At 61.6% G+C, this 19,310-nt stretch carries 20 protein-coding genes; 7 read left to right on the top strand and 13 right to left on the bottom strand.

What is annotated here, in order from left to right:
* Positions 1-16: 16 nt before the first annotated feature.
* Positions 17-952, bottom strand: a complete 936-nt coding sequence (cpaB, locus tag LOY52_RS03280) for a Flp pilus assembly protein CpaB (protein ID WP_258678167.1) — start codon at positions 950-952, stop codon at positions 17-19.
* A gap of 335 nt (positions 953-1,287) precedes the next feature.
* On the opposite strand from cpaB, the gene LOY52_RS03275 reads away from it, so the two are divergent.
* The 3 genes from LOY52_RS03275 to LOY52_RS03265 all read left to right on the top strand — a co-directional run bounded on the left by LOY52_RS03275 (position 1,288) and on the right by LOY52_RS03265 (position 2,309).
* On the top strand, positions 1,288-1,503 hold the full coding sequence (locus LOY52_RS03275) for a Flp family type IVb pilin (RefSeq protein ID WP_007963010.1): 216 nt from the start codon (positions 1,288-1,290) through the stop codon (positions 1,501-1,503).
* A gap of 119 nt (positions 1,504-1,622) precedes the next feature.
* Positions 1,623-1,835, top strand: coding sequence for a Flp family type IVb pilin (locus LOY52_RS03270; protein WP_007963011.1), 213 nt, complete (start codon positions 1,623-1,625; stop codon positions 1,833-1,835).
* A gap of 66 nt (positions 1,836-1,901) precedes the next feature.
* Entirely contained in the window at positions 1,902-2,309 is a 408-nt protein-coding gene (locus tag LOY52_RS03265; protein WP_095138201.1) for a response regulator, read from the top strand.
* A 60-nt stretch (positions 2,310-2,369) separates the two neighbouring features.
* On the opposite strand, the gene LOY52_RS03260 is transcribed toward LOY52_RS03265, so the two are convergent.
* The gene (locus tag LOY52_RS03260; RefSeq protein WP_096794830.1) at positions 2,370-3,155 is read right to left on the bottom strand and encodes a response regulator transcription factor; all 786 of its coding nucleotides are present in this window, start codon (positions 3,153-3,155) and stop codon (positions 2,370-2,372) included.
* Positions 3,156-3,273: 118 nt separating this feature from the next.
* Positions 3,274-3,744 carry a prepilin peptidase gene (locus tag LOY52_RS03255; RefSeq protein WP_258678166.1) on the bottom strand — a complete coding sequence of 157 codons (471 nt, stop codon included), beginning with the start codon at positions 3,742-3,744 and terminating at the stop codon, positions 3,274-3,276.
* Positions 3,745-3,819: 75 nt separating this feature from the next.
* Between LOY52_RS03255 and LOY52_RS03250 the strand changes: the two genes are divergently transcribed.
* Together LOY52_RS03250 and LOY52_RS03245 are read left to right on the top strand one after the other, a co-directional pair.
* Positions 3,820-4,263 carry a TadE/TadG family type IV pilus assembly protein gene (locus LOY52_RS03250; protein WP_258678165.1) on the top strand — a complete coding sequence of 148 codons (444 nt, stop codon included), beginning with the start codon at positions 3,820-3,822 and terminating at the stop codon, positions 4,261-4,263.
* Positions 4,260-7,007, top strand: coding sequence for a PAS domain-containing sensor histidine kinase (locus tag LOY52_RS03245; RefSeq protein WP_258678164.1), 2,748 nt, complete (start codon positions 4,260-4,262; stop codon positions 7,005-7,007). Before LOY52_RS03250 ends, LOY52_RS03245 begins: the two co-directional genes overlap by 4 nt.
* Here the strand turns inward: LOY52_RS03245 and LOY52_RS03240 are convergent.
* From LOY52_RS03240 to LOY52_RS03220, 5 genes are all read right to left on the bottom strand, one after another.
* The gene (locus LOY52_RS03240) at positions 7,004-8,992 is read right to left on the bottom strand and encodes a pilus assembly protein TadG-related protein (protein ID WP_258678163.1); all 1,989 of its coding nucleotides are present in this window, start codon (positions 8,990-8,992) and stop codon (positions 7,004-7,006) included. The two genes, LOY52_RS03245 and LOY52_RS03240, sit on opposite strands and share 4 nt — an antisense overlap.
* Positions 8,993-9,246: 254 nt before the next feature.
* Positions 9,247-9,804, bottom strand: a complete 558-nt coding sequence (locus tag LOY52_RS03235) for a DUF4136 domain-containing protein (RefSeq protein WP_007963018.1) — start codon at positions 9,802-9,804, stop codon at positions 9,247-9,249.
* A gap of 51 nt (positions 9,805-9,855) precedes the next feature.
* Positions 9,856-10,464 (bottom strand): DUF4136 domain-containing protein, encoded by a 609-nt coding sequence (locus tag LOY52_RS03230; RefSeq protein ID WP_258678162.1) that lies wholly within the window; start codon positions 10,462-10,464, stop codon positions 9,856-9,858.
* Between the two features lie 12 nt (positions 10,465-10,476).
* Entirely contained in the window at positions 10,477-11,226 is a 750-nt protein-coding gene (locus tag LOY52_RS03225) for a methyltransferase (protein ID WP_258678161.1), read from the bottom strand.
* Positions 11,226-11,528, bottom strand: a complete 303-nt coding sequence (locus LOY52_RS03220; RefSeq protein WP_007951009.1) for a MazG-like family protein — start codon at positions 11,526-11,528, stop codon at positions 11,226-11,228. Before LOY52_RS03220 ends, LOY52_RS03225 begins: the two co-directional genes overlap by 1 nt.
* A 239-nt stretch (positions 11,529-11,767) precedes the next feature.
* On the opposite strand from LOY52_RS03220, the gene LOY52_RS03215 reads away from it, so the two are divergent.
* Entirely contained in the window at positions 11,768-12,061 is a 294-nt protein-coding gene (locus LOY52_RS03215; RefSeq protein WP_007963021.1) for a hypothetical protein, read from the top strand.
* 154 nt (positions 12,062-12,215) lie between these two features.
* Positions 12,216-13,565, top strand: a complete 1,350-nt coding sequence (locus LOY52_RS03210) for an MATE family efflux transporter (protein ID WP_258678160.1) — start codon at positions 12,216-12,218, stop codon at positions 13,563-13,565.
* On the opposite strand, the gene LOY52_RS03205 is transcribed toward LOY52_RS03210, so the two are convergent.
* From LOY52_RS03205 to LOY52_RS03185, 5 genes are all read right to left on the bottom strand, one after another.
* Entirely contained in the window at positions 13,559-14,434 is an 876-nt protein-coding gene (locus tag LOY52_RS03205) for an alpha/beta hydrolase (RefSeq protein ID WP_258678159.1), read from the bottom strand. The two genes, LOY52_RS03210 and LOY52_RS03205, sit on opposite strands and share 7 nt — an antisense overlap.
* Positions 14,435-14,446: 12 nt before the next feature.
* Positions 14,447-15,241, bottom strand: a complete 795-nt coding sequence (locus LOY52_RS03200) for a DUF4123 domain-containing protein (RefSeq protein ID WP_258678158.1) — start codon at positions 15,239-15,241, stop codon at positions 14,447-14,449.
* Positions 15,238-16,575 carry a contractile injection system protein, VgrG/Pvc8 family gene (locus LOY52_RS03195; RefSeq protein ID WP_258678157.1) on the bottom strand — a complete coding sequence of 446 codons (1,338 nt, stop codon included), beginning with the start codon at positions 16,573-16,575 and terminating at the stop codon, positions 15,238-15,240. Before LOY52_RS03195 ends, LOY52_RS03200 begins: the two co-directional genes overlap by 4 nt.
* A gap of 230 nt (positions 16,576-16,805) precedes the next feature.
* On the bottom strand, positions 16,806-18,719 hold the full coding sequence (gene speA, locus LOY52_RS03190) for an arginine decarboxylase (protein WP_003221289.1): 1,914 nt from the start codon (positions 18,717-18,719) through the stop codon (positions 16,806-16,808).
* Positions 18,720-18,938: 219 nt separating this feature from the next.
* Entirely contained in the window at positions 18,939-19,310 is a 372-nt protein-coding gene (locus LOY52_RS03185) for a translation initiation factor Sui1 (RefSeq protein WP_007914613.1), read from the bottom strand.

Genomic DNA, 19,310 nt, shown 5'->3' with positions numbered 1-19,310 from the left:
GTGGATCCTTGCTCAGTCATGGGGCTTGTTGGGAAAGCTGATTGCCGCGGATCACTTCCATCGGCCGCGCACCGCCATGGCCGCCAGCGGCCGGCGCTTTCGGCGCGGCACCGAGGGCCAGTTGGGTGAACTGGAAGAGCTGGCTGTTGGCGTTATCCACGTGCGCCGGTGACTGGGATTCACCGGCCCAGTACTTGGCCAGACGCTGTTCTTCGCTGCTGCGCACGGCCAGGCGCAACGTGCCGACCTGAGTGGCGAGCATCATCCGGCTGAGCAATTGTTCGGGCACCGCCAGCACCACGGTGCGCGCGGCAATCCGGCGTTGATCCTGCTTGAGTTTGTCGTCGGCGCTCAAGGCCGGGTTGGCGGGTTGCCCATCGTTGGTCAGGCCGTATTGCTCACCGACACCGAGCACGCGCATGGCTGGAACCACGATCTGCGCCGACTGCTGCAGATTGCTTGCGTCCTGACGCAGGTAGAGCAGCACATCAACGTAGTCGCCGGGAATCAGTTGCCCGGCGGCGCCGATCACTTCGTCCACGGCCACGGTCAACGCGCGCTCATCGCTGTGGATCATTCGCGCCAGTGAGCCACCGGCCTGAAAGCTTTCGTCGTTGAGCCAGGTGCCGGCACTCAGGTGCCGCCAGGGTGTGCGCCCCACCGCTTGATCGACACTGGAAAGGCTGCCGGCTGGCGCACTGCGCAGCTTCTCCAACGCCACATCGGCAGCCGTGAGAGGCGTGAACGGCGGGACATCGTGCAACAACACGACCACTGGCTGGCGGGTCTGGTCTTCGGCGGCGGCCACGGTTTTTTCCAGGGCGACTGCCGGTGCGGCAGGCACTTGCGCAACAGGAGCCGGTTGCCGACTGAGGACAAGGCCCCAGTAACCGACGACGATTGCCCCCAGCAGCAGAACGGCTGCAAGACCCATGGTGACGCGACTGTTCATGACGGCTCTCCCTTTCCTGCTGCACCGACAGCCTGTACTTCCTGCCGAGAGAATTTTTCGCGATCAGGCAGCTATGAACATGCAACGATTTCGCTATTTCCAAGCTAGCTGATCCGAGACAAAACGCCATTACTGACAGCAAAATAACTCACTAAAGTATGAGTCCTGGCCAATTAACTGCAGGGTTTGGCTCGACTAACGTTCTGGTTAATCCTTTGTGATTAATCCGTTCTTACAGTTGTTGACCAGGGGTTTGTTGACAATGCTCTGATAGCACGGTGAAAGCATGCCGCTGTAGCGTTGGATCGGCGCCAGAGGCGCAAAGGAGTGGACGTATGTTTCGGATGATCATCGACTATCTACTGGCTCGGGCCAGGCTGCTGTGCAGAAGTGAAGAAGGCGCGTCGGCCATCGAATACGCGATTGTGGTGGCAATGGTGGCGGTTGTTGTCGTGGTGTTTGTGACGCCCATCGGCGACAAGGTGCTGGCCATTTTCAACCTGGTGCTGACCAAACTCGGTGGCACGGCACAGAGCAGAGTCGCGCCTTAATCAAAATCCTTTCCCTTCTTCCAGTGCCTTGGCCCCCTGCTGAAAAACAGCAACGCTCCGGCACTGGCAATCATCGGATTTCACAGGTCCGATCTCCCGCTGTCATGAGGAGAATTTCAATGATCCTTGAATACCTGATATTGCGCCTGAGGTCCTTTCTGGCCAGTACGGAAGCCGCTTCAGCCATCGAGTACGCGATTGTCGTGGCTATGGTGGCGGTCGTGGTGGTGGTGTTCATCACACCGCTGGGCGCGAAAATCTTTGCGATTTTCAACAACGTTCTGGTGTCCCTCGGCGGCACTGCGCAAACCGCTCCGGTGCAGACCCCCTGATGTGAGTCGCGTCCGGCGAATGTCGCGCTACACTCGATCTCACTTTCAGCTTTTCAGGGACTGCCCATGACTGCTTCCTCACTCCCCCGCCAACAGTTGCTTCTGGTTGACGATGAAGAGGACGCGTTGCTTGAGCTGGCCGAGTTACTGGAGGGCGAGGGCTTTGTCTGTCACACCGCCACCTCGGTGAAACTCGCCCTGCATCACCTCACCCGCTTTCCGGATATCGCCCTGGTGATTACCGATCTGCGTATGCCGGAAGAGTCCGGCATGTCGCTGATCAAGCGTCTGCGCGAGCACACTTCACGCCAGCATCTGCCGGTGATCGTGACCTCTGGACATGCCGACATGGAAGACGTCAGCGACATGCTGCGCCTGCAGGTGCTGGATCTGTTTCGCAAGCCGATCTACCACGTGCGCCTGTTGGAAACCCTGGACAATTTGTTCCCCAAACCCAAGACGCAGGCCGGATAATCGCTCAAGGTGTTTTTTGGCAGAATTGACTGCCTGCCCGAGAAGGGCAGGCAAGCGGGATCAGTGTGCGGTCACACGCTGACGGGCGGCCGAGGCACTGGGCGATAGCGCCAATGCCAGCTGGGTGCGGTTGTGCATATGGGTCAGGCGCAAGACCTGCGAGACATACAGTTTCACGGTGTTTTCGGTGATGCCCAACTCGCAGGCGATCTGATAGTTGGTCTGCCCTTTGCCCACCAGGCGAGCCACATCCAGTTGCCGTGGCGACAGCTGATTGAAGATCGCCGGGATCTCCTGCTCGGCTTCGGCGCCGTCGCCGCCGAGCATGTCTTTGACCACCGCCGCCGGATTACGCCGAACCTTGTCCAGATCCTGGTAAAGATCGTCGATGGATTCCGAGAGAAACTGCAGCTTCTGGTTCAGGTGGCCCAACTGCACATTCTTGTGCCGCTCTTGCAGGGCCGCTTCCTGACGCTTCACGCCTTCGAGCAGTTCATCGAGCTGGATCGGCTTCTGGTAATAGTCGGCAATCCCGGCGCGCAACGCCTTGATCACATCCTGTTTGTCAGCGCGGCCGGTGAGCATGATCGCTTCGAACACCCGGTGTTTACCGCTGATGCGTTGCAGCTCCTGCACCAGCTGAATGCCATCCATGTCCGGCATGTGCAGATCGCTCAGCACCAGGCCGATTTCCGCATCTTCGCTGAACCGTTCGATCGCCTGCGTGCTGGATTCACACGGCACACAGCGGTAACCGCTGCTTTCGAGAAACTCGCACAACTCTTCGACAATCAACGGTTGATCATCGACCACGAGCACTTTTACCGCCGACGTAAGCTTGTTCACGAACCACTCCATTGCTCGGGCCAAAGCTGACTTTTTCTGCACTTTGGCGATGTAACGACTTCATTTGAAAGTAGACGCACTTTCCGACTATGTACATAGAACTAGTGGCACCTGGCGACTAATGGATCCAATGAATCGAAGCCAGTACCCCCAGCAGCACGAACGGTGCAAATGGCAGCTTCTTTGACGCTCCCGGCTCCATATATCGAAGATGTTCTCTAAGTCGTTGACTCATATGAAGCCAGACTCTTGGCGCGATCAGCAGCCAGAGCAGACTGGCGATGCCGGCGCCGATAAACGCGCAAAGAATGAATAAACCGTTCGTCGCAAGGCCCATGGCTGTCATTAATTTCACATCGCCTGCGCCCATCCGGCCCATGAAATACCCCGGCAGGGTCAACACCAGAGCAATCACGCCCGCCCAAAGGCCCTGCTGCGCATCGGCCCCGAACCAGGTGGTGCCAGTCGCCAACAGATGGATCAGCGCCAGCGCTCCTGCACCGAACGTCAGCACATTAGAGATGCGCCGTTGCCGGGCATCCTGGGCGGCGCACAGGGCCAGCCAGATCAGGAGAACAAAACTGTGCATCCGGTTAAATCCGTCCGATTTTGCTGATTGATTCTATGCTGATACTACGCAGTGAAAGTCAGGGTAGACGCACTCATGAAAACCGGCTTCGCAAAATCACAGGCAGGCGCAGTGGCGATCGAATTCGCCTTGGTATTCGTGATTTTTTTCGCCGTGTTCTACGCGCTGGTCAGTTACAGCCTGCCGTTTTTATTGATGCAGAGCTTCAATGAGGCGACGTCAGAAGCGGTGCGCCGCAGCGTCGCGGTGGATCCGAATACCCCCGGCTATGCCTCCGTGGTGGTGAGCACTGCCAACGCCGTATTGGCCGATCAGTTGCAGTGGACATCAACCCTGAATCTGGTGGTCGGCGTCGACACCTCAGCGGTCTATGACGCCGCTCAGGGCACGTTGACGGTCAGCGTCAATTACCCCACCAGCAAGCTCAATCAGATCATGCCGTTTCTGGTGCTGCCGGGGGTGGGCGCGGTGCCCAGCCTGCCCGCCAGCCTCACCGCCTCGTCGAGCCTGAAATTTTGACCGCCGGCGACAATCTGTTCGGACGCCTGCTCAAACGCGCGCCTGCGCCGGCCAACGAACTGCCCGATCATCTCGGCGCTCCGCCACTGGGCTTGCACCTGCTACTGGACCACGACGGCGGCGTGTTGCAGATCGCCGGGCCGTTGCGTCATCTGTTGGCACAACAGCCGCCCCACGACTCGCCGCTGCCGTTGTCGGCTTATTTACTCGCGCACAGTACGTTGGCGATTGAGGGCCGCCCGCAGGACTGGCAGGGGCAAATGCTCGATCTGGATTTCCCCGGTCTCAGTGACCAGACCCTGCACCTGCGCGGTTGGGTACAGCCTTCGGCCGACGGCTGGATGCTGCAACTGATGGACATCGGCGACCTGCTGCTGGAGCGCCAGCAGTCGCGCCACCGCGAAGCCTGTCAGGCCCTCGCCGGGCAAATCAGCGAACACCTGCGCGTCTGCAGCCTGACGCGTCTGCCGATGGTGCTCAGCGAGCAATTACAGGCCATCGCCCAGCGCTGGCATATCCCGTGTCTGGCCATCGCGCTGCTCGACGAACAGGAGCAGGGCTGGCAGATCTACGAGCAATATCGCGCCCACGACGCGCCGCTGCTGTGGCAGAACGGCCAGCGTCTGGGCACGCCGCTCGACAGCCTCAACGGCAGCGCGCCGCAGCGTCTCGGTGCGCATCATGGTTTGTACGAACATGCGCGAGTCGAAGCCACGTTCGGCAACGCCGATGGTTTCGCCGTGCCCTACAGCGATGATCGTGGGGTGGTCGCGTGGCTGCTCTGCGGCTTCTATACCGTGGACGTTGCCGCCCCGCACCTCAACGACCGCGACTGGATGGCGCTGACCAGCGCCCTCGCCGGCCCGTTGCTCAGCCGCCTGCGAGAACAGCAACATCATCACTACAGCGAACGTCTCGAATCGCTGCAGACCCTGCTTGGCACCGGTTGGTGGGAAATGCTCGGTGACGAGGTGCTGTTAGCGCAGTCGCTGCTCGACGTGTTGCCTGCAGACAGTGCGCGCATGCCAGTGCAAAACTGGCTGGCACTGATTCATCCGGCCGATCGCGAAGAACTGCGCAGCCGCCTGCACGCCCTGCAATTGCATGGCGAAGCGCTGACCTTGTGCGTGCGCCTGCACCGCAGCGGGCCCGGACAAACGCCCCTGTGGTATCGGGTTCAGGGCCAGGTCGCCGGCACTGGTGAACAGCGGCGGCTGGTGGGGTTCATGCTCGACATCAGCGACACGCGCAACCAGCAGCAACGCGCCGAAGCCGCACATGCGCGGCTGGATAACCTGATCGCCAGTTCGCCGGCAGTGATTTATGTGCAGCGCTACGTCGAGGGTGCGCTGCTTCCGGACTTTTTCAGCGCCAGCCTGCAGCCACTGCTGGGCTGGACGCCCGCCGAGGGTATTACCACCGATTGGGTGCAAATGATTCACCCCGAGGACCGCGAACTGTATTTCGCCCGCACCCGCCAGCTGTTGCGCGAAGGCTCGGTGCGCGCCCGTTATCGCTTGCGCGACGCGCGCGGTGAATACCACTGGCTGCTCGACGAAGCCAGGCTGCTGCGCAACGACCTGGGCCTGCCGGTCGAAGCCGTCGGCCTGTGGCTGGACGTCACTGAAGCGACCCTCGCCGCCGAGCAGGTCAGGCTCAGCGAGGAACGCTATCGGATTCTGGTGGAAGACTCTCCGGCGATGATCTGTCGTTATCGCCCCGACCTGATTCTGACCTTCGGCAACCGGCCGCTGGCGACTTATCTGGAATGCACCCCGGAGCAATTGCCGGGGGTCGATCTGGGCAGCTGGATGTCCGACGAACAACGCGCAGCCTTCGTTCAACGTCTGGCACTGCTGACCCCGGAGTTGCCGGTGAGCACCGCCGAAATCAGCCTGCAATTACCTGGGCGCGAACATGCGTGGTGGGTGTGGTCCGATCGCGGGGTGTTCGATGAACACGGGCGCTTGCTTGAAGTGCAGGCCGTGGGCCGCGACAACACCGAGGTACGGCGCTCGCAGCAGCAACTCACGCAAAGCGCGAAAATGGCCACCCTCGGCGAAATGGCCACCGGTCTGGCCCATGAAATCAACCAGCCGCTGAACGTCATGCGCATGGCCATCGTCAACGTGCTCAAGCGTCTGGGTAACGGTGATGTGCAGATCGACTACCTGACCGACAAGCTCAATCGCATCGACGCCCAAGTGCAGCGTGCGGCGAAAGTGGTCGATCACATGCGCGTGTTCGGCCGTCGTTCGGAGATCGAGCAGCAACTGTTCAACCCGGCTTCGGCCATCGAAGGCACCTTGTCGTTGCTGGCCGAAGGCATGCGCGGCAAAGGCGTCGACCTGCGCATCAGCGAAACCGCCTTCAGCGTGCAGGTGCGCGGTTATGTCGATCAACTGGAGCAGGTGCTGATCAATCTGATGGTCAACGCCCGCGACGCACTGCTCGGCAAACGCGAGAAAGACTCATCGTTCAAGCCATGGATCTCGATTTATGCCGAGCGCGACGAGCACAAGGTACGGCTGTGGGTCGAGGACAACGGCGGCGGCATCGATCCGCGTTTGCTGGAGCGGATTTTCGAACCGTTCTTCACCACCAAACCGGTGGGCGTCGGCACCGGGCTGGGGCTGTCGGTGAGCTACGGCATCATCGAAAACATGGGCGGGCATTTGAGCGTGCGCAACTCGCTGGAGGGCGCGCGTTTCTGCATCGAGTTGCCGATTGCCCCGGACGCCTAGATCACCAGATAGGCCTTTCCGGTCTGGCCGCAGGTCATGTTGGCACCGACGTCGACGTCCATTAGGTTAATGCCAAGGCTTTTAAGCAGATTGTTGAGCAATGGGTCGAGCAACGGGCTGACCAGGTTGGTCACCACAGGCAGCAGATGATTGGTGACGTCACTGATCAATGAGGCGACGCCAGTCACGATTGCGCCCAGTGGATTACTGCCTTGCGGTCTGTATACGATCAAATTGATCCCCGCCAACGTGTTGCTCAGGCTGCCGACGATATTGGAGGTCGGCGCAGCTGATTGCACGCTTGGCGGCAGTTTCAGGTTGGCGGGTGTCGCGAATGGCGTACCGCTGGAAAACAGCAAGTCCTGCGAGTTTTGCGCGACGGGGGTATCCAGCATGATTGCGATGCCGCCGGCACCGTATTGAATATGCGAATTGGGGTCGCAACTGCCGAGCCCGGCGACCCTGTAACACGTCGCGATGCCCAGGTCGATCAGCGGCAATGGCGTGACCGTCGGCTCGGCTGAGGATGAGAACGCATTAGTGGGGTCGATCTTGCCGAGTTTGAGGTCGGCAATAGAGGTAACGGTATGTGCGGTCAGGCTCTTGGTACCGGTGGATCCGGTCGGGCAGCTGTAATCGGTAACATAACTTTTGGCACCACCGGCATCCAGGCTGATATCGATTCTCGGCGACGGCAAAAGCAGTGGATCCAGTTGCTGGCAGCCAAGACATACCACCGAGTTCAGCACTGCCACCAGATTCAGACCGAGCACCGCATTGAGTGTCGAGGTCAGCCCACCCACCAGCCCCAGCACCGCATTGGTCAGCCCGGCCACCCCGCTCAATACCGGCAGATCCACCGAAAGCATCGTGCGAATCTGTGCCGTGCGCACATAAATCCGGTCCGCCCCCAACGGATTGGCCTTGGCCCGCGCCGGATCACCAATCGCCGAAAACTGCGGCGGCTCGATCACCTTGACCCGCACCGTGACATTCGCCAGCCCCAGCACGCTGATCGGCAAGGTCGCGGCCACCGCGCTTTTGCTGTTGGCCAGTTGCACCACGCCCTGAATCAGTTGCAGCAGTTGCAGGTTGGCATCCAGCCCGGCGGCGGTGGTGCCGGTCTGTAACTGCAGGATGTCGCCGAGTTTGACCGGCGCAGCATTGATCGCCGCCACCTGCAGCTGACCCAGCGCAGTAATCACCGTGGCGGTCGCGCCATTGAGCTGCACCACCGTCGCGGCAGCCTGAATCAGTTGAGTGACCGTGGCTTGAGTGTTGAGCAGTTGCGTGTAGTTGCCGGCGGCGACGTTGAGGTTGATCGCCAGTTGATTGAGGTAGCTGAGCAGGTTGATGTCGGTGTTGAGCAGACCGTCCCAACCCAGAGCCGTGAGGTTGACGTTGCCGCCGAGCAGCCCGGAGAACAGCGGATTGAGAATGTTCGACTGCGCTGTGTTGATGCTCGCCAGGGTGCTGCGGATGTTCAGTTGCGCCACCGTTGGTATCGGTTGCGCGGCGACGGCCGAGGCATTGAGCGTGGTGTTCAGGCTGACCGCCGAGCCGCTGAACAAGGCCTGCACGCCGCCAGCAAAACTGGTGGTCACCGTGCGGCTGGCGACCACTTTGATTGCGCTCGACCGGGTGGAATCGACGGTAAACGCGCGCAGGCCGCTGGCCGCGGTCTGCACACTGCCGCAGGTCGTCGCGAGGGTGTTGTTGCTATCGACGATGTAGCCATTGCGCACCGCGCTTTGCCCGGCATACGTGGCCGCACTCAGACCGGACTGACAATTGCCGCCGCGACTGACCGCTTCCAGCGCCGCGCTGTCGACCACCCGCTGCAATTTGCGCTGTTCCATGTACAACCGACCGGTGTCGACCACCAGCAACATCAACACCAGCGCCAGACTGAGCGTGGCAGCCGCCATCAAGCCGATTGCCCCGCGTTGCCGGGCCGGACCGTTGAACTGCGTACGAGGCGACATGGCGCACTCCTTTGCCGGCGCGTTGCCGAGCGCTACCTCCGATGGTGGATTTGAGTGTAGACGGCGCTAGTGGCAACGCGCCATTTGGTGCCGCACAAAACCCAGCAGACCTCGCCTGCTCGCGAATACGCTGTGTCATTCAACATGGATGTGGCTGACACGCCGTCTTCGCGAGCAAGCTCGCTCCCACAGGGGGATTTGTGCTGGGGCAAAAAATAGGAGCCTCTTGGGCTCCCGTTTTTTTTTACAGCGGACTAGCGCGGTGGATAGTTGGCCAATATCCGGCTGACGGTTTCGCGCACCGCGTTGCTGCGATCCTGCGGATTGGGCGTGCTGCTGAGCATCTGCTCATCGCTGCCACGCCACACCAGTTTGCCGTCCTTGCCATCGAGCAGGTCGATCTGGATCGTTGCCACCTTGTAGGTGATGTTGCGGGTTTCGTTGTACATCGGCGCGCCCCAGTAACCGTTCCACGGGCCGCCCCAACCGCCGCCGTAGTTGGTAGTCACTTGCTGCTGACGGTCTTCGACGATCAGGTAGGTTTGCACGCTCAGGTCACCCTTGGCCCCGGCAGCGGCGGGACGCAAACCGCGCTGGTCGAGCTGATCGCTGACGGCCTGGCGGATGCGTTGCTCGGTCAGGTCACTCTTGATCCGTGGATCATCCGGGCGATATTGCAGCGCCGGTTCTTTCCAGCTCCAGCTGCGATAGGCGGCGAAGTCGCGGCTGGCGTCGAAGTCATGATTGACCTGATTGGCAGCGCAAGCACTGAGCAGCGCGGCCATGGCCAGTAAAGCGAGACGACGGAACATGGTTGTTCTCCGGTTGAAGGCCTGAACCTGCGAAGCGTTCTCACATCAAGTCTAGCTCGGCGGATACGCCGACAGGGCTTTTTCCAGAGCCTCGCGAATGGCGTCGGTGCGCACCAGTTGGCTGCCCTGATTGGCGGTTTCGGCGCTGGCGCTCCACACCGGTTGACCGGTGCCGGCGTCGAACAGATTGACCTGGACCACCACGACCTGCTCCTGATAGGTGCGAACAATCGGCACAGTGTTGTACATGCCGTAACCGCGCCCGTAGCGATCATAGCCACTGTATCCGCCGTAACCGTAATCGTCCTGCACCTGACGCAAGCGGGTTTCCAGACGCAGGTTGGCGCTGACCAACAGGTCCGCTGGACGGTTGTCGTGCAACGGCCGCAGCCCGCGCTGATCCAGCGCATTGCTGACGGCTTCAGCCACTTGCGCCGAATCGGCCCAGGCCGTGCCCGGCGGCAATTGCCCGTTGAGCCAGGCCCAACTGCGATAGCGCCCATAATCACGCGGTGGCGCCGGATAAGCGCTGCGATCGAAGGTGTTGGCCGCTTGCGCCGGCGCCGGCGGCAAGGGCCGCGACTGCGCGACGTACGGGTTGCTGCCCTGGCAGGCGGCCAACCCCAGACAGATCAGCAATAACCCCGATTGAGCTTTCATGTAGTGCTCCGATCAGATCGGCCGGCAGATCCAGTGCAAGTAACGCCCAAGCCCGGCGAAGCTTGGGTGACGACGGTGTGCGAGCTCCATCTCCAGCAAATCCACGAGTTCGGCGCGGGCCTGGAATTCCACCGGCATGTAGTCATGGAAAACCCGGATCCCGCTCTGGGTTTCGACCTGCCACAAGCCTGCGAGTTGCGTTGCCAGTTCCCGCGGGTCGAGCGGTTGCTGCGGGGTCAGGCTCTGCTTTTCACCGGCCATGGTGTTCTTGCGCATTTTCTTGAAATGGCCCTTGAGCAGGTTGCGATAAATCAGCGCATCACGGTTGTAGAACGCCAGCGACAGCCAGCCACCGGGTTGGGTCAGTTGATGCAGCACCGGCAGGATCGCGTGGGGTTCGGCCAGCCATTCGAGCACGGCGTGGCAGATCACCAGATCGTACGGCTCGGTGAGCTGACCGAGCAGTTCCTGCCACGGCGCCTGAATGAACGTCGCGCTCTGCCCGGCTTCGGCGAAGCGCTGGCGGGCACCTTCGAGCATCGGTTCGGCCGGCTCGGTGAAGGTCACCTCATGGCCGCGTTCGGCCAGCCACAGCGACATGTGCCCCAGACCGCCACCGATGTCCAGCACGCGCAACGGCCGGTCCGGCAACGCTTCGGCCAGGTCGGCCTGCAACACCGCGAGGCGAATCGCGCCTTTGGCGCCGCCGTAGATTTTTTCGGCGAATCGCGTCGCCAACTGATCGAAATGCCGGTCGCTCATCAGCTGAACCGCCTTTCGCTGTCGGCAAGCTTGCTGCGCACCACTTCATTCATGTCCAGCCCCAACTCGCTGCACAGCAGCAACAGATACAGGACGATGTCGCCGACTTCCTGCCCGGCATGCGCCAGTTTGTCCGCCGGCAACTGGCGTGACTGGTCTTCGGTCAGCCACTGGAAGATCTCCACCAGCTCGGACATTTCCACGCTGGCGGCCATGGCGAGGTTTTTCGGGCTGTGAAATTGCCGCCAGTCATTGCGGTCACGAATGGCGTGCAGGCGTTCGGTCAGTTCAACAAGGTTCATCGGGCTCTCCTGAAGGCGTATAGCTTCGGGGGGTTACGCGTTGAAGGCAAGGCCCATGTTGGAGCTGCCGCAGGCTGCGATCTTTTGATCTTGCCCTTGAAAATCAACAGCAAAAGATCGCAGCCTGCGGCAGCTCCTACAGATTTTCCGTTCGGCGCAGCATTGGGCCATAATCCTGGCAGGGAACTCGGCCGCCCGCGTTGTGGCCCAAGGCTCAGCTCTTTCATCAGGATGCACACATGCAGGTAGAAAGCTTTTTCGAATGGCTCGGCCAGGCACTTGGTTCGATCATCCGTTTCATCGTCGATGGGCTCAGCGGCCTGTTCAACATTCTGAGCAACGCCGGCGGCAACTTTGTCGATGGCCTGGCCAAGACGCTGGGCATGGACACTTCGATCATCAGCATCCTCGCGCTGATCGTCGGCCTGATGCTGCTGTGGTCGGCGATTCGCGCGTTCATGAATGCGTCGATCATTGCCGGGATCATCTGGTTGCTGTTGGGGTTGTGGTTGTTGAGCTGGATCATCCATTAGCCCCCCCTTGTGGGAGCGAGCCTGCTCGCGAAGGCGTCAGATCAGTCAAAACTGTTCTGAATGACACACCGCTTTCGCGAGCAGGCTCGCTCCCACATTGGTTGCATCGCAGGCCGCACGAATCGCTACAATCCCGCTCCCCCAAGGAGCCCGCATGTCCAACCTGATCGCCGACTGGCGCGACCGTCCGACTCACCGCAAGGTCTGGGCGCTCGCTGCGCCGATGATTCTTTCCAATATTTCCGTGCCGCTGGTGGCGCTGGTCGACAGCACCGTCATCGGCCACCTGCCCCACGCCCATCAGTTGGGCGCGGTGGCGGTCGGCGCCAGCCTCTACACCTTTCTCGCCTGGGCCATGGGTTTTCTGCGCATGGGCACTACGGGGTTTGCCGCTCAGGCCGCCGGGCGCAACGATGGCGCGGCGTTGCGGCAGATTCTGTTGCAGGGTCTGTTGCTGGCGCTGGGACTGGCAATCGTGCTCGGCACTCTCGGCGTGCCGTTGAGCGGCGTGGCCCTGCACTTCATGCAGCCGTCGGCCGAACTCGATCAACTGACCCGCGAGTTCTTCCACACCCGGTTATTCGGGCTGCCGGCAGCGCTGGCCAGTTACGCCCTGGTCGGCTGGTTTCTCGGCACCCAGAACGCCCGGGCGCCGCTGGCGATTCTGCTGAGCACCAACCTGATCAACATCGCTCTGAACCTGTGGTTCGTGATTGGCCTGGAATGGGGTGTGGTCGGCTCGGCACGGGCCTCGGTGATCGCCGAGTGGAGCGGCGCCCTGCTCGGCCTGTGGCTGACCCGTGGCGCGTTGCGCGCCTATCCCGGGCACATCGTCTGGGCAGCGTTGAAGGTGTGGCGGAGCTGGCGCCCGTTGCTGGCGGTCAACCGCGATATTTTCATCCGCAGCCTGGCGCTGCAATCGGTGTTTTTCCTGATCACCGTGCAAGGTGCGCGCTTGGGCGATGCCACGGTGGCAGCCAACGCCCTGCTGCTCAACGGCTTGCTGTTGACCGCGCATGCACTGGACGGTCTGGCACATGCGGTTGAAGCGTTGTGCGGACACGCCATCGGCGCCCGCGACCGGCTCGCGCTGCGCCGTTCGCTGGTGGTGGCCGGCGGCTGGTCGTTGCTGGCCAGCGTCGGTTTTGCCGCGCTGTTTCTGTTGGGCGGACACTTGTTTATCGAAATGCAGACCGACATTCAGAGCGTGCGCGACACCGCGTTCATCTACCTGCCGTATCTGGCGGTGTTGCCACTGATTGCGGTCTGGAGCTACTTGCTCGACGGCCTGTTCATCGGCGCCACCCGCGCCCGGGAGATGCGCAACGGCATGCTGCTGACCGTCGCCCTGCTGCTGCCGTTCGCCTGGGCGCTGCAAGGGCTGGGCAATCACGGCCTGTGGCTAACATTCCTGCTGTTCATGGTCTTGCGCAGCCTGACCCTCGGCGCACTGGCCCTGTGGCTGCGGCGCAACGACGGCTGGTTCAGCGGTGCTGCTCACTGAGCCGGTGTGTGTTTGACGAACGCGACGACCTGATCGAGCACCGGCGCCAGCCGTCGAAGTGGCCGCGACAGGCTCGCCACCAGCGTCACATGATTGGGGCGCGAGTAGTACAGATCCTGCACCGGCACACCGGCCTCGCGCAGTTTGCGCGCCAGACCTGCGGTGTTGCGCGTCGGGTTGACCAGATTGTCCTTGGTCGCGGCGATCAGCAGCGCCGGAGGCTCGCCCTGCCCGACATGGTTGATCGGCTGCGATTGCGGCGGTGAGTCCGGCCAGAAGAATACCGGACGCACCTGCGGATTCTGGATGGGCAGAAAGTCATATGGCCCGGCCAGACCGATCCAGCCGCTGAGGTCTTCTGGCGACATGCCCACCGCACCGAGCAGACCAGGATCCAGCGCCAGCATCGCCGCGTTGTAAGCGCCGGAACTGTGGCCCATCAGGTACAGGCGTTGCGGGTTGCCGGAGAACTCGCGGATATGCGCCCGGGTCCAGGCCACCGCCCGCGCCGAGTCCTCAAGAAACAGCGGATAGCGCACTTGCGGGTACAGCCGATAATCCGCCAGCACCGCGACAATCCCCCGCGACGCCAGCGCCTCGCCGACAAACGCGTAATCGCCACGATCACCGCTGTTCCAGCTGCCGCCGTAGAAGAACACCACCACCGGCGCGCCCTCCAGCGGCTGGCGCGGCACGTAGACGTCGAGTTGCTGTCGCGGATCATCGCCATAGGCAATGCCGGCGGTTTTGTGAAACGTGTCGTCGGGGGTCAGCGCATTGAGCACCTTGACCGGGGAACATCCGGTCAGCACCAGCAGCACGAACCCGCCAAGCATTGCGCCGAACTGTTGCCACAGAGGGTTTGCCATGGATGCCGCACCTCAGGGTTGATCTGTCTGCCAGTGTTGTCGCACATGATCGAGGCGTTCCTGCTGGCTCAGCCCGTCCGGCACGCCGGGCATTTGCGCCCGGGGATGCTGCAAGCGTAGCCACATCCAGCCATCCAGCACCGTGCGGTCGCTGAAACCCAGGCTCAGCCCCTCCTGCACATGGGAGGCGATGCGCGCGTAGTCGGTTCCCAGGGATTGGCACCAGCGCCAGATATGTTGTTCCAGCAGACAGCTTTGCAAACGCTCGCGCTGACGATGAGTGAGGCTTTCGTCAATCCCCAGCGGCTCGACCGCCCACTGCGGATTGCGTAGTTGCTGCCAGCCTTGACAGCCCATGGCGAGATCGCCCCAGGTGCCACCGAACCAGCGCACCAGGCGGATCGGCCCGAGCCAGCGACTCAAGTCGGCGGCATCGCAGGCATCGAAGAAATAACTCGCTGTCTGCCGGTTGTAGTAACCGAGCAAGGCGCGGTGATTGAGTCCGAACGAAACCGTCAGCATCCGCCGCAGGTGACGCAGCAGTATCGGCGACGAGGCATCGCTGGCAAGCAGCAGCCCCCGCCAGGTCTGCGGATCGCGATGACACAGCGCAGCCAGTGCCGGACTCTCGTGCAATTCGACCAGTAGCGGCCCGTGCTCGCTCACCGCCTGAAACTCGGTGCCCTCGAACAGCCGCGTGCAACGCACCCCGGCGAAGCCCTGATGCAGTGTCGCCAGCGCCTGCTGTGCATCGGCGCCATCGAGCAACAGCCACTGTGCCTGCTGGGCAAACCCGACGCCGCTCAAGTGGCGGCGCCCTGATCCAGCGACGCGACCAGCCGGCAACTGCAGATCGACGCCGTGCAGTGGTTGTAACTGCCGCCGCCGGGCATCAGGCACAACAGCAACAGCGGTTCGGCGGACTTGAGCCATTGCGCCAGACCTGCGCTCGGCAGCACGTCCGGCAGTGCCAATGCCTCTGCGCAGTCTTCGATCAGCACCGGCTCCTGCAGCACGCCACTGATCACTGGTTGATCCGGGTCGCCCTCATGAAAACTCACCACCACTTCGACGCCTTCACGCAACGACGCCAGCGACGCGTCGCTCAACGCCGCCGCGAGCGGCAGCCAACAGTGGCTGGCGGCAGCGCCTTCGCCCTGATAGACCCAGTCAAATTGCACGGCCACCGGCCGCTGATCGTCGGGCTGCGGTTCATCGACCGTCACCACCCAGGCACGTTGCAGGCTGTGCATGCGCGGCCTGGCACAAGTGCTGGCCGGCGTGGGCAGTGGCGCCTGGGCGCAGGCAACGATGCGGTTGCTGTAAGACGGCTCGCTGGCGGGGTCGGCACGATGCTCGATCCGGCTCAGCAACCAGCGGCGGTTGCACTCGGCAAGGGGATGCGCGGTCAGCGTCAGCCACTGCGCGCTGCGCAAGCTCGGCAGATCGCTGTGGCCATAAGCTTTGCGGGCACCGACTGTTTGCGCTTGCGGATCCGGGGCCTGCACCTCTATCTGCCAGCGTCTTACCGAAGGTGCACTCGCGCCAGTGTCCACAGAGGCCACACCAGAAACCGGCAACAGCGCCGGATCATCGGTGAAGACCAGACAGTGTCCGTCGGGCCGATGTTCGAAGTAGTAATGAATCCGTGCCTGCGCGCAAAGCCGCTGCACGAATTGCAGGTCCGATTCACGGTATTGCGTGCAAAAGGTGCGCACCGGGTAGTCGCCGTGCAAATCAAAGCGGCGCTGCATGCCAGTGATTCCGTGCTCCTTGAGCACCTGCGCGAGGATCTGCGGCACACACTGACTGCTGAAAATCCGCTGACTGAAACGCAGTGCCAGACAACGCAGCTTCGGCTCCAGGGTCACCCGACACAATCGGCGACCCTCACCGTGTTCATGCTGGACCACACTCTGCAACTGTCCGCTCAAGCCATTTTGCAAGGGACCGAACTGCAGGAACGCCGAGCGATACAGCAGACCGGCCAGATTCAATTGCGGATCATCGATCAACAGATCGATGGTAAAGACAAAGGGTTCGCTGATGCCCTCGCTTCCGGTAAAGGCCAGCACCTCGAAGGGGTCGGGCAGCCCCGCTACATCGAGACGAAACGACGGCTCGTTGACTGATTCGAACATGGGCGGATCTCTACAGGAGGGGCGGCCGGGGATTCTCGCCGAGAGCCATGGCCGAGTAGAGAGCTGAAGTACAACTTAGGAAATGACCTACGCGAAAAGCAGACCGGATGACTCTACGGACTGTGATAGGCAGTCATTTCGCGGGGAATTTGCGAGATGTCCCACCGGGTCATCCGAATTTTCCACAGCTTGAGGGAAAATTTCAGACAACCCGGTGCAACAGACCTGACTCAGGAAGACAGGTAGGAGGAGCGGGTCAGACCCAGACGCAAGGCATCGAGGAACTGCGTGCGCTCGCTGGCACTGATGCGGGCACTGGCGCACTTGTCGCGGTAGTGGGTCATCAGTTCTTCCGGCGACAAGTGCACGTAGCGCAGCATGTCTTCGATGGTGTCGTGGGTCTCGATACCGGCGTGGTACACGCTGCCATCGGCGTTCTGATAGATGTTCACCGAGTCGGTGTCACCGAACAGGTTGTGCATGTCGCCGAGGATTTCCTGATAGGCGCCGACCAGGAACACGCCCAGCAGATAGTCCTCACCTTCGTTCAGACCGTGTACCGGCAGGCTGGTCTCGATGCTCTGCTCGTCGACGTACTGGTTGATCTTGCCGTCGGAGTCGCAGGTCAGGTCTTGCAGCACGGCGCGACGCAGCGGCTCTTCATCCAGACGATGCAGCGGGATGATCGGCAGTACCTGATCGATCGCCCAGGTGTCCGGCAGGCTCTGGAACACCGAGAAGTTGCAGATGTACTTGTCGGCCAGCTTGTCGTTGAGTTCGTCGAGCACCTGACGGTGCGAACGCTGACGCGCCTTCAACGAGTTGTGCAGGCGACGGCACACAGCGAAGTAGCACTGCTCGGCCAGGGCTTTTTCCGCCAGGGTCAGTTTGCCGTCGGCGTACTGCGAAGCCACGTCGCTCATGTAGTGCGTGGCGCGCCAGTAAGTCTCGGTGACCATTTCGATATCGGTCGGGCCGAGCAGGTCCACCAGCCACTGCACGGTTTCCGGCAGGTTTTCCTTGTTTTCGATCAGCGGGATTTCGTCGTTGTGTTTCTCGACGTCGGTCACCTGCACCACCAGCATCGCGTGGTGCGCGGTCAGCGAGCGGCCGCTTTCGGAGAAGATGTGCGGATGCGGCAGACTCTGCGCGTCGCAGAACTCCTTGAGCATGCCGACCACGACACCGGCGTAGTCGTCCATGTCGTAGTTGATCGAACTGGCATTGCGCGAGTGGGTACCGTCGTAGTCGACCCCCAGACCGCCGCCGACGTCGATGTGATCGACCGGCAGGCCCAGGTTGCGCAACTCGCCGTAGTAACGGATGGCTTCCTTGAAACCGTGCTGATAGTCAGCCAGGTTGGCAATCTGCGACCCCATGTGGAAGTGCAGCAGACGAATACCCTGATCGAGGCCGGCCGCGCGGAAGCGCTCGACCACCGACAGCAGTTGCGCCGCCGACAGGCCGAATTTGGATTTCTCGCCACCGGTGTCCGCCCACTTCGAGGACGCCAGCGACGACAGGCGCACGCGCAGACCCACCTGTGGCTTGACCTTGAGCGAGGCAGCTTCTTCGATCACCAGGCCGACTTCGGATTCTTTCTCGATCACGATGAACACGTTGTGGCCGAGCTTCTGGCCCATCAGCGCCAGACGGATGAACTCGCGATCCTTGTAACCGTTGCAGACGATGGTGCCGCCCTTCGGCGCCAGCGCCAGCACCGCCAGCAGCTCAGGCTTGGAGCCGGCTTCCAGACCGATGGAAACGTTCTGGGTGGCGATGATGTTCTCAATCACCGCTTCTTGCTGGTTGACCTTGATCGGGTACAGCGCGGTGTATTTGCTCTGGTATTCCAGGCGCTCGATGTTCGAGTCGAAAGCACCGGTCAGCTGACGGACACGGTCTTGCAGGATGTCGGGGAAACGTACCAGCAACGGCAGGGACAAGCCGCTCTTGCGCAGTTGGTCGACTTGTTCGAACAGGTCGATGGGCGAGCTGCTCGGGCCGTTCGGACGAACTTCGACGCGACCGGCGTCATTGATCGCGAAATACCCGGCCCCCCAATGGCGAATCCCGTAAACACTGCGGCTGTCCGCAACTGTCCATTGGCTGCCATCGTCTTTACGTGTGCGTCGTACGGACATCGAAGTCCCCTATAAAGAAGTCATAGTGCGTCGCCTGATATCAGGCCGGCGCAGTCTAAAGAATGAAAATGACGGTTCGTCAGCGCGGCGGTAGACCGCGCTGACCGCGTGTAGTTTAGAAACCGGTCATGAACAGGCTCTGTGAAAACCATGGAGACGACGCCGGATCTGAACTGCTTCAGTGCCGGATCAAGCCGCAGATGGATTTCACAGAGGCTGCTAGCCGCCGGACTTCTTCGCTTTGAAACCGTGTTTGATCAGCTCTGCCAAGAGTAGCTCGACATGATCGCCCTGGATTTCGATGATCCCGTCCTTCAACGCCCCACCGGTGCCGCAACGTTTCTTCAACGTTGTCGCCAGCTCCTTGAGGGCGTCTTCGGCCAGTGGCACGCCGGTGATAGTAGTCACCGTTTTGCCGCCACGGCCCTTGCTCTCGCGACGCACGCGGGCAATGCCGTCTCCGGCCGGGATCACGGTTTGTTTGCAGATACAGGCGTCCACCGGTTTACTGCATTCCGGGCAATGACGACCTGCGTCGGTGGAAAATACCAGGCCACCAAGGGCGGCGAAGGATGCGGCTTTTTTGGCCAC

The organism is Pseudomonas sp. B21-051 (assembly GCF_024748795.1).
GTDB lineage: Bacteria > Pseudomonadota > Gammaproteobacteria > Pseudomonadales > Pseudomonadaceae > Aquipseudomonas > Aquipseudomonas putida_A.
This window is presented reverse-complemented; position numbering and strand designations above follow the sequence as displayed.

Coding starts and splice junctions, on each gene's coding strand:
- cpaB (WP_258678167.1), bottom strand. CDS start 952: ATGAACAGTCGCGTCACCATGGGTCTTGCAGCCGTTCTGCTGCTGGGG.
- LOY52_RS03255 (WP_258678166.1), bottom strand. CDS start 3,744: ATGCACAGTTTTGTTCTCCTGATCTGGCTGGCCCTGTGCGCCGCCCAG.
- LOY52_RS03275 (WP_007963010.1), top strand. CDS start 1,288: ATGTTTCGGATGATCATCGACTATCTACTGGCTCGGGCCAGGCTGCTG.
- LOY52_RS03215 (WP_007963021.1), top strand. CDS start 11,768: ATGCAGGTAGAAAGCTTTTTCGAATGGCTCGGCCAGGCACTTGGTTCG.
- LOY52_RS03195 (WP_258678157.1), bottom strand. CDS start 16,575: ATGTTCGAATCAGTCAACGAGCCGTCGTTTCGTCTCGATGTAGCGGGG.
- LOY52_RS03210 (WP_258678160.1), top strand. CDS start 12,216: ATGTCCAACCTGATCGCCGACTGGCGCGACCGTCCGACTCACCGCAAG.
- LOY52_RS03240 (WP_258678163.1), bottom strand. CDS start 8,992: ATGTCGCCTCGTACGCAGTTCAACGGTCCGGCCCGGCAACGCGGGGCA.
- LOY52_RS03220 (WP_007951009.1), bottom strand. CDS start 11,528: ATGAACCTTGTTGAACTGACCGAACGCCTGCACGCCATTCGTGACCGC.
- LOY52_RS03225 (WP_258678161.1), bottom strand. CDS start 11,226: ATGAGCGACCGGCATTTCGATCAGTTGGCGACGCGATTCGCCGAAAAA.
- LOY52_RS03235 (WP_007963018.1), bottom strand. CDS start 9,804: ATGTTCCGTCGTCTCGCTTTACTGGCCATGGCCGCGCTGCTCAGTGCT.
- LOY52_RS03250 (WP_258678165.1), top strand. CDS start 3,820: ATGAAAACCGGCTTCGCAAAATCACAGGCAGGCGCAGTGGCGATCGAA.
- LOY52_RS03230 (WP_258678162.1), bottom strand. CDS start 10,464: ATGAAAGCTCAATCGGGGTTATTGCTGATCTGTCTGGGGTTGGCCGCC.
- LOY52_RS03270 (WP_007963011.1), top strand. CDS start 1,623: ATGATCCTTGAATACCTGATATTGCGCCTGAGGTCCTTTCTGGCCAGT.
- LOY52_RS03205 (WP_258678159.1), bottom strand. CDS start 14,434: ATGGCAAACCCTCTGTGGCAACAGTTCGGCGCAATGCTTGGCGGGTTC.
- LOY52_RS03265 (WP_095138201.1), top strand. CDS start 1,902: ATGACTGCTTCCTCACTCCCCCGCCAACAGTTGCTTCTGGTTGACGAT.
- speA (WP_003221289.1), bottom strand. CDS start 18,719: ATGTCCGTACGACGCACACGTAAAGACGATGGCAGCCAATGGACAGTT.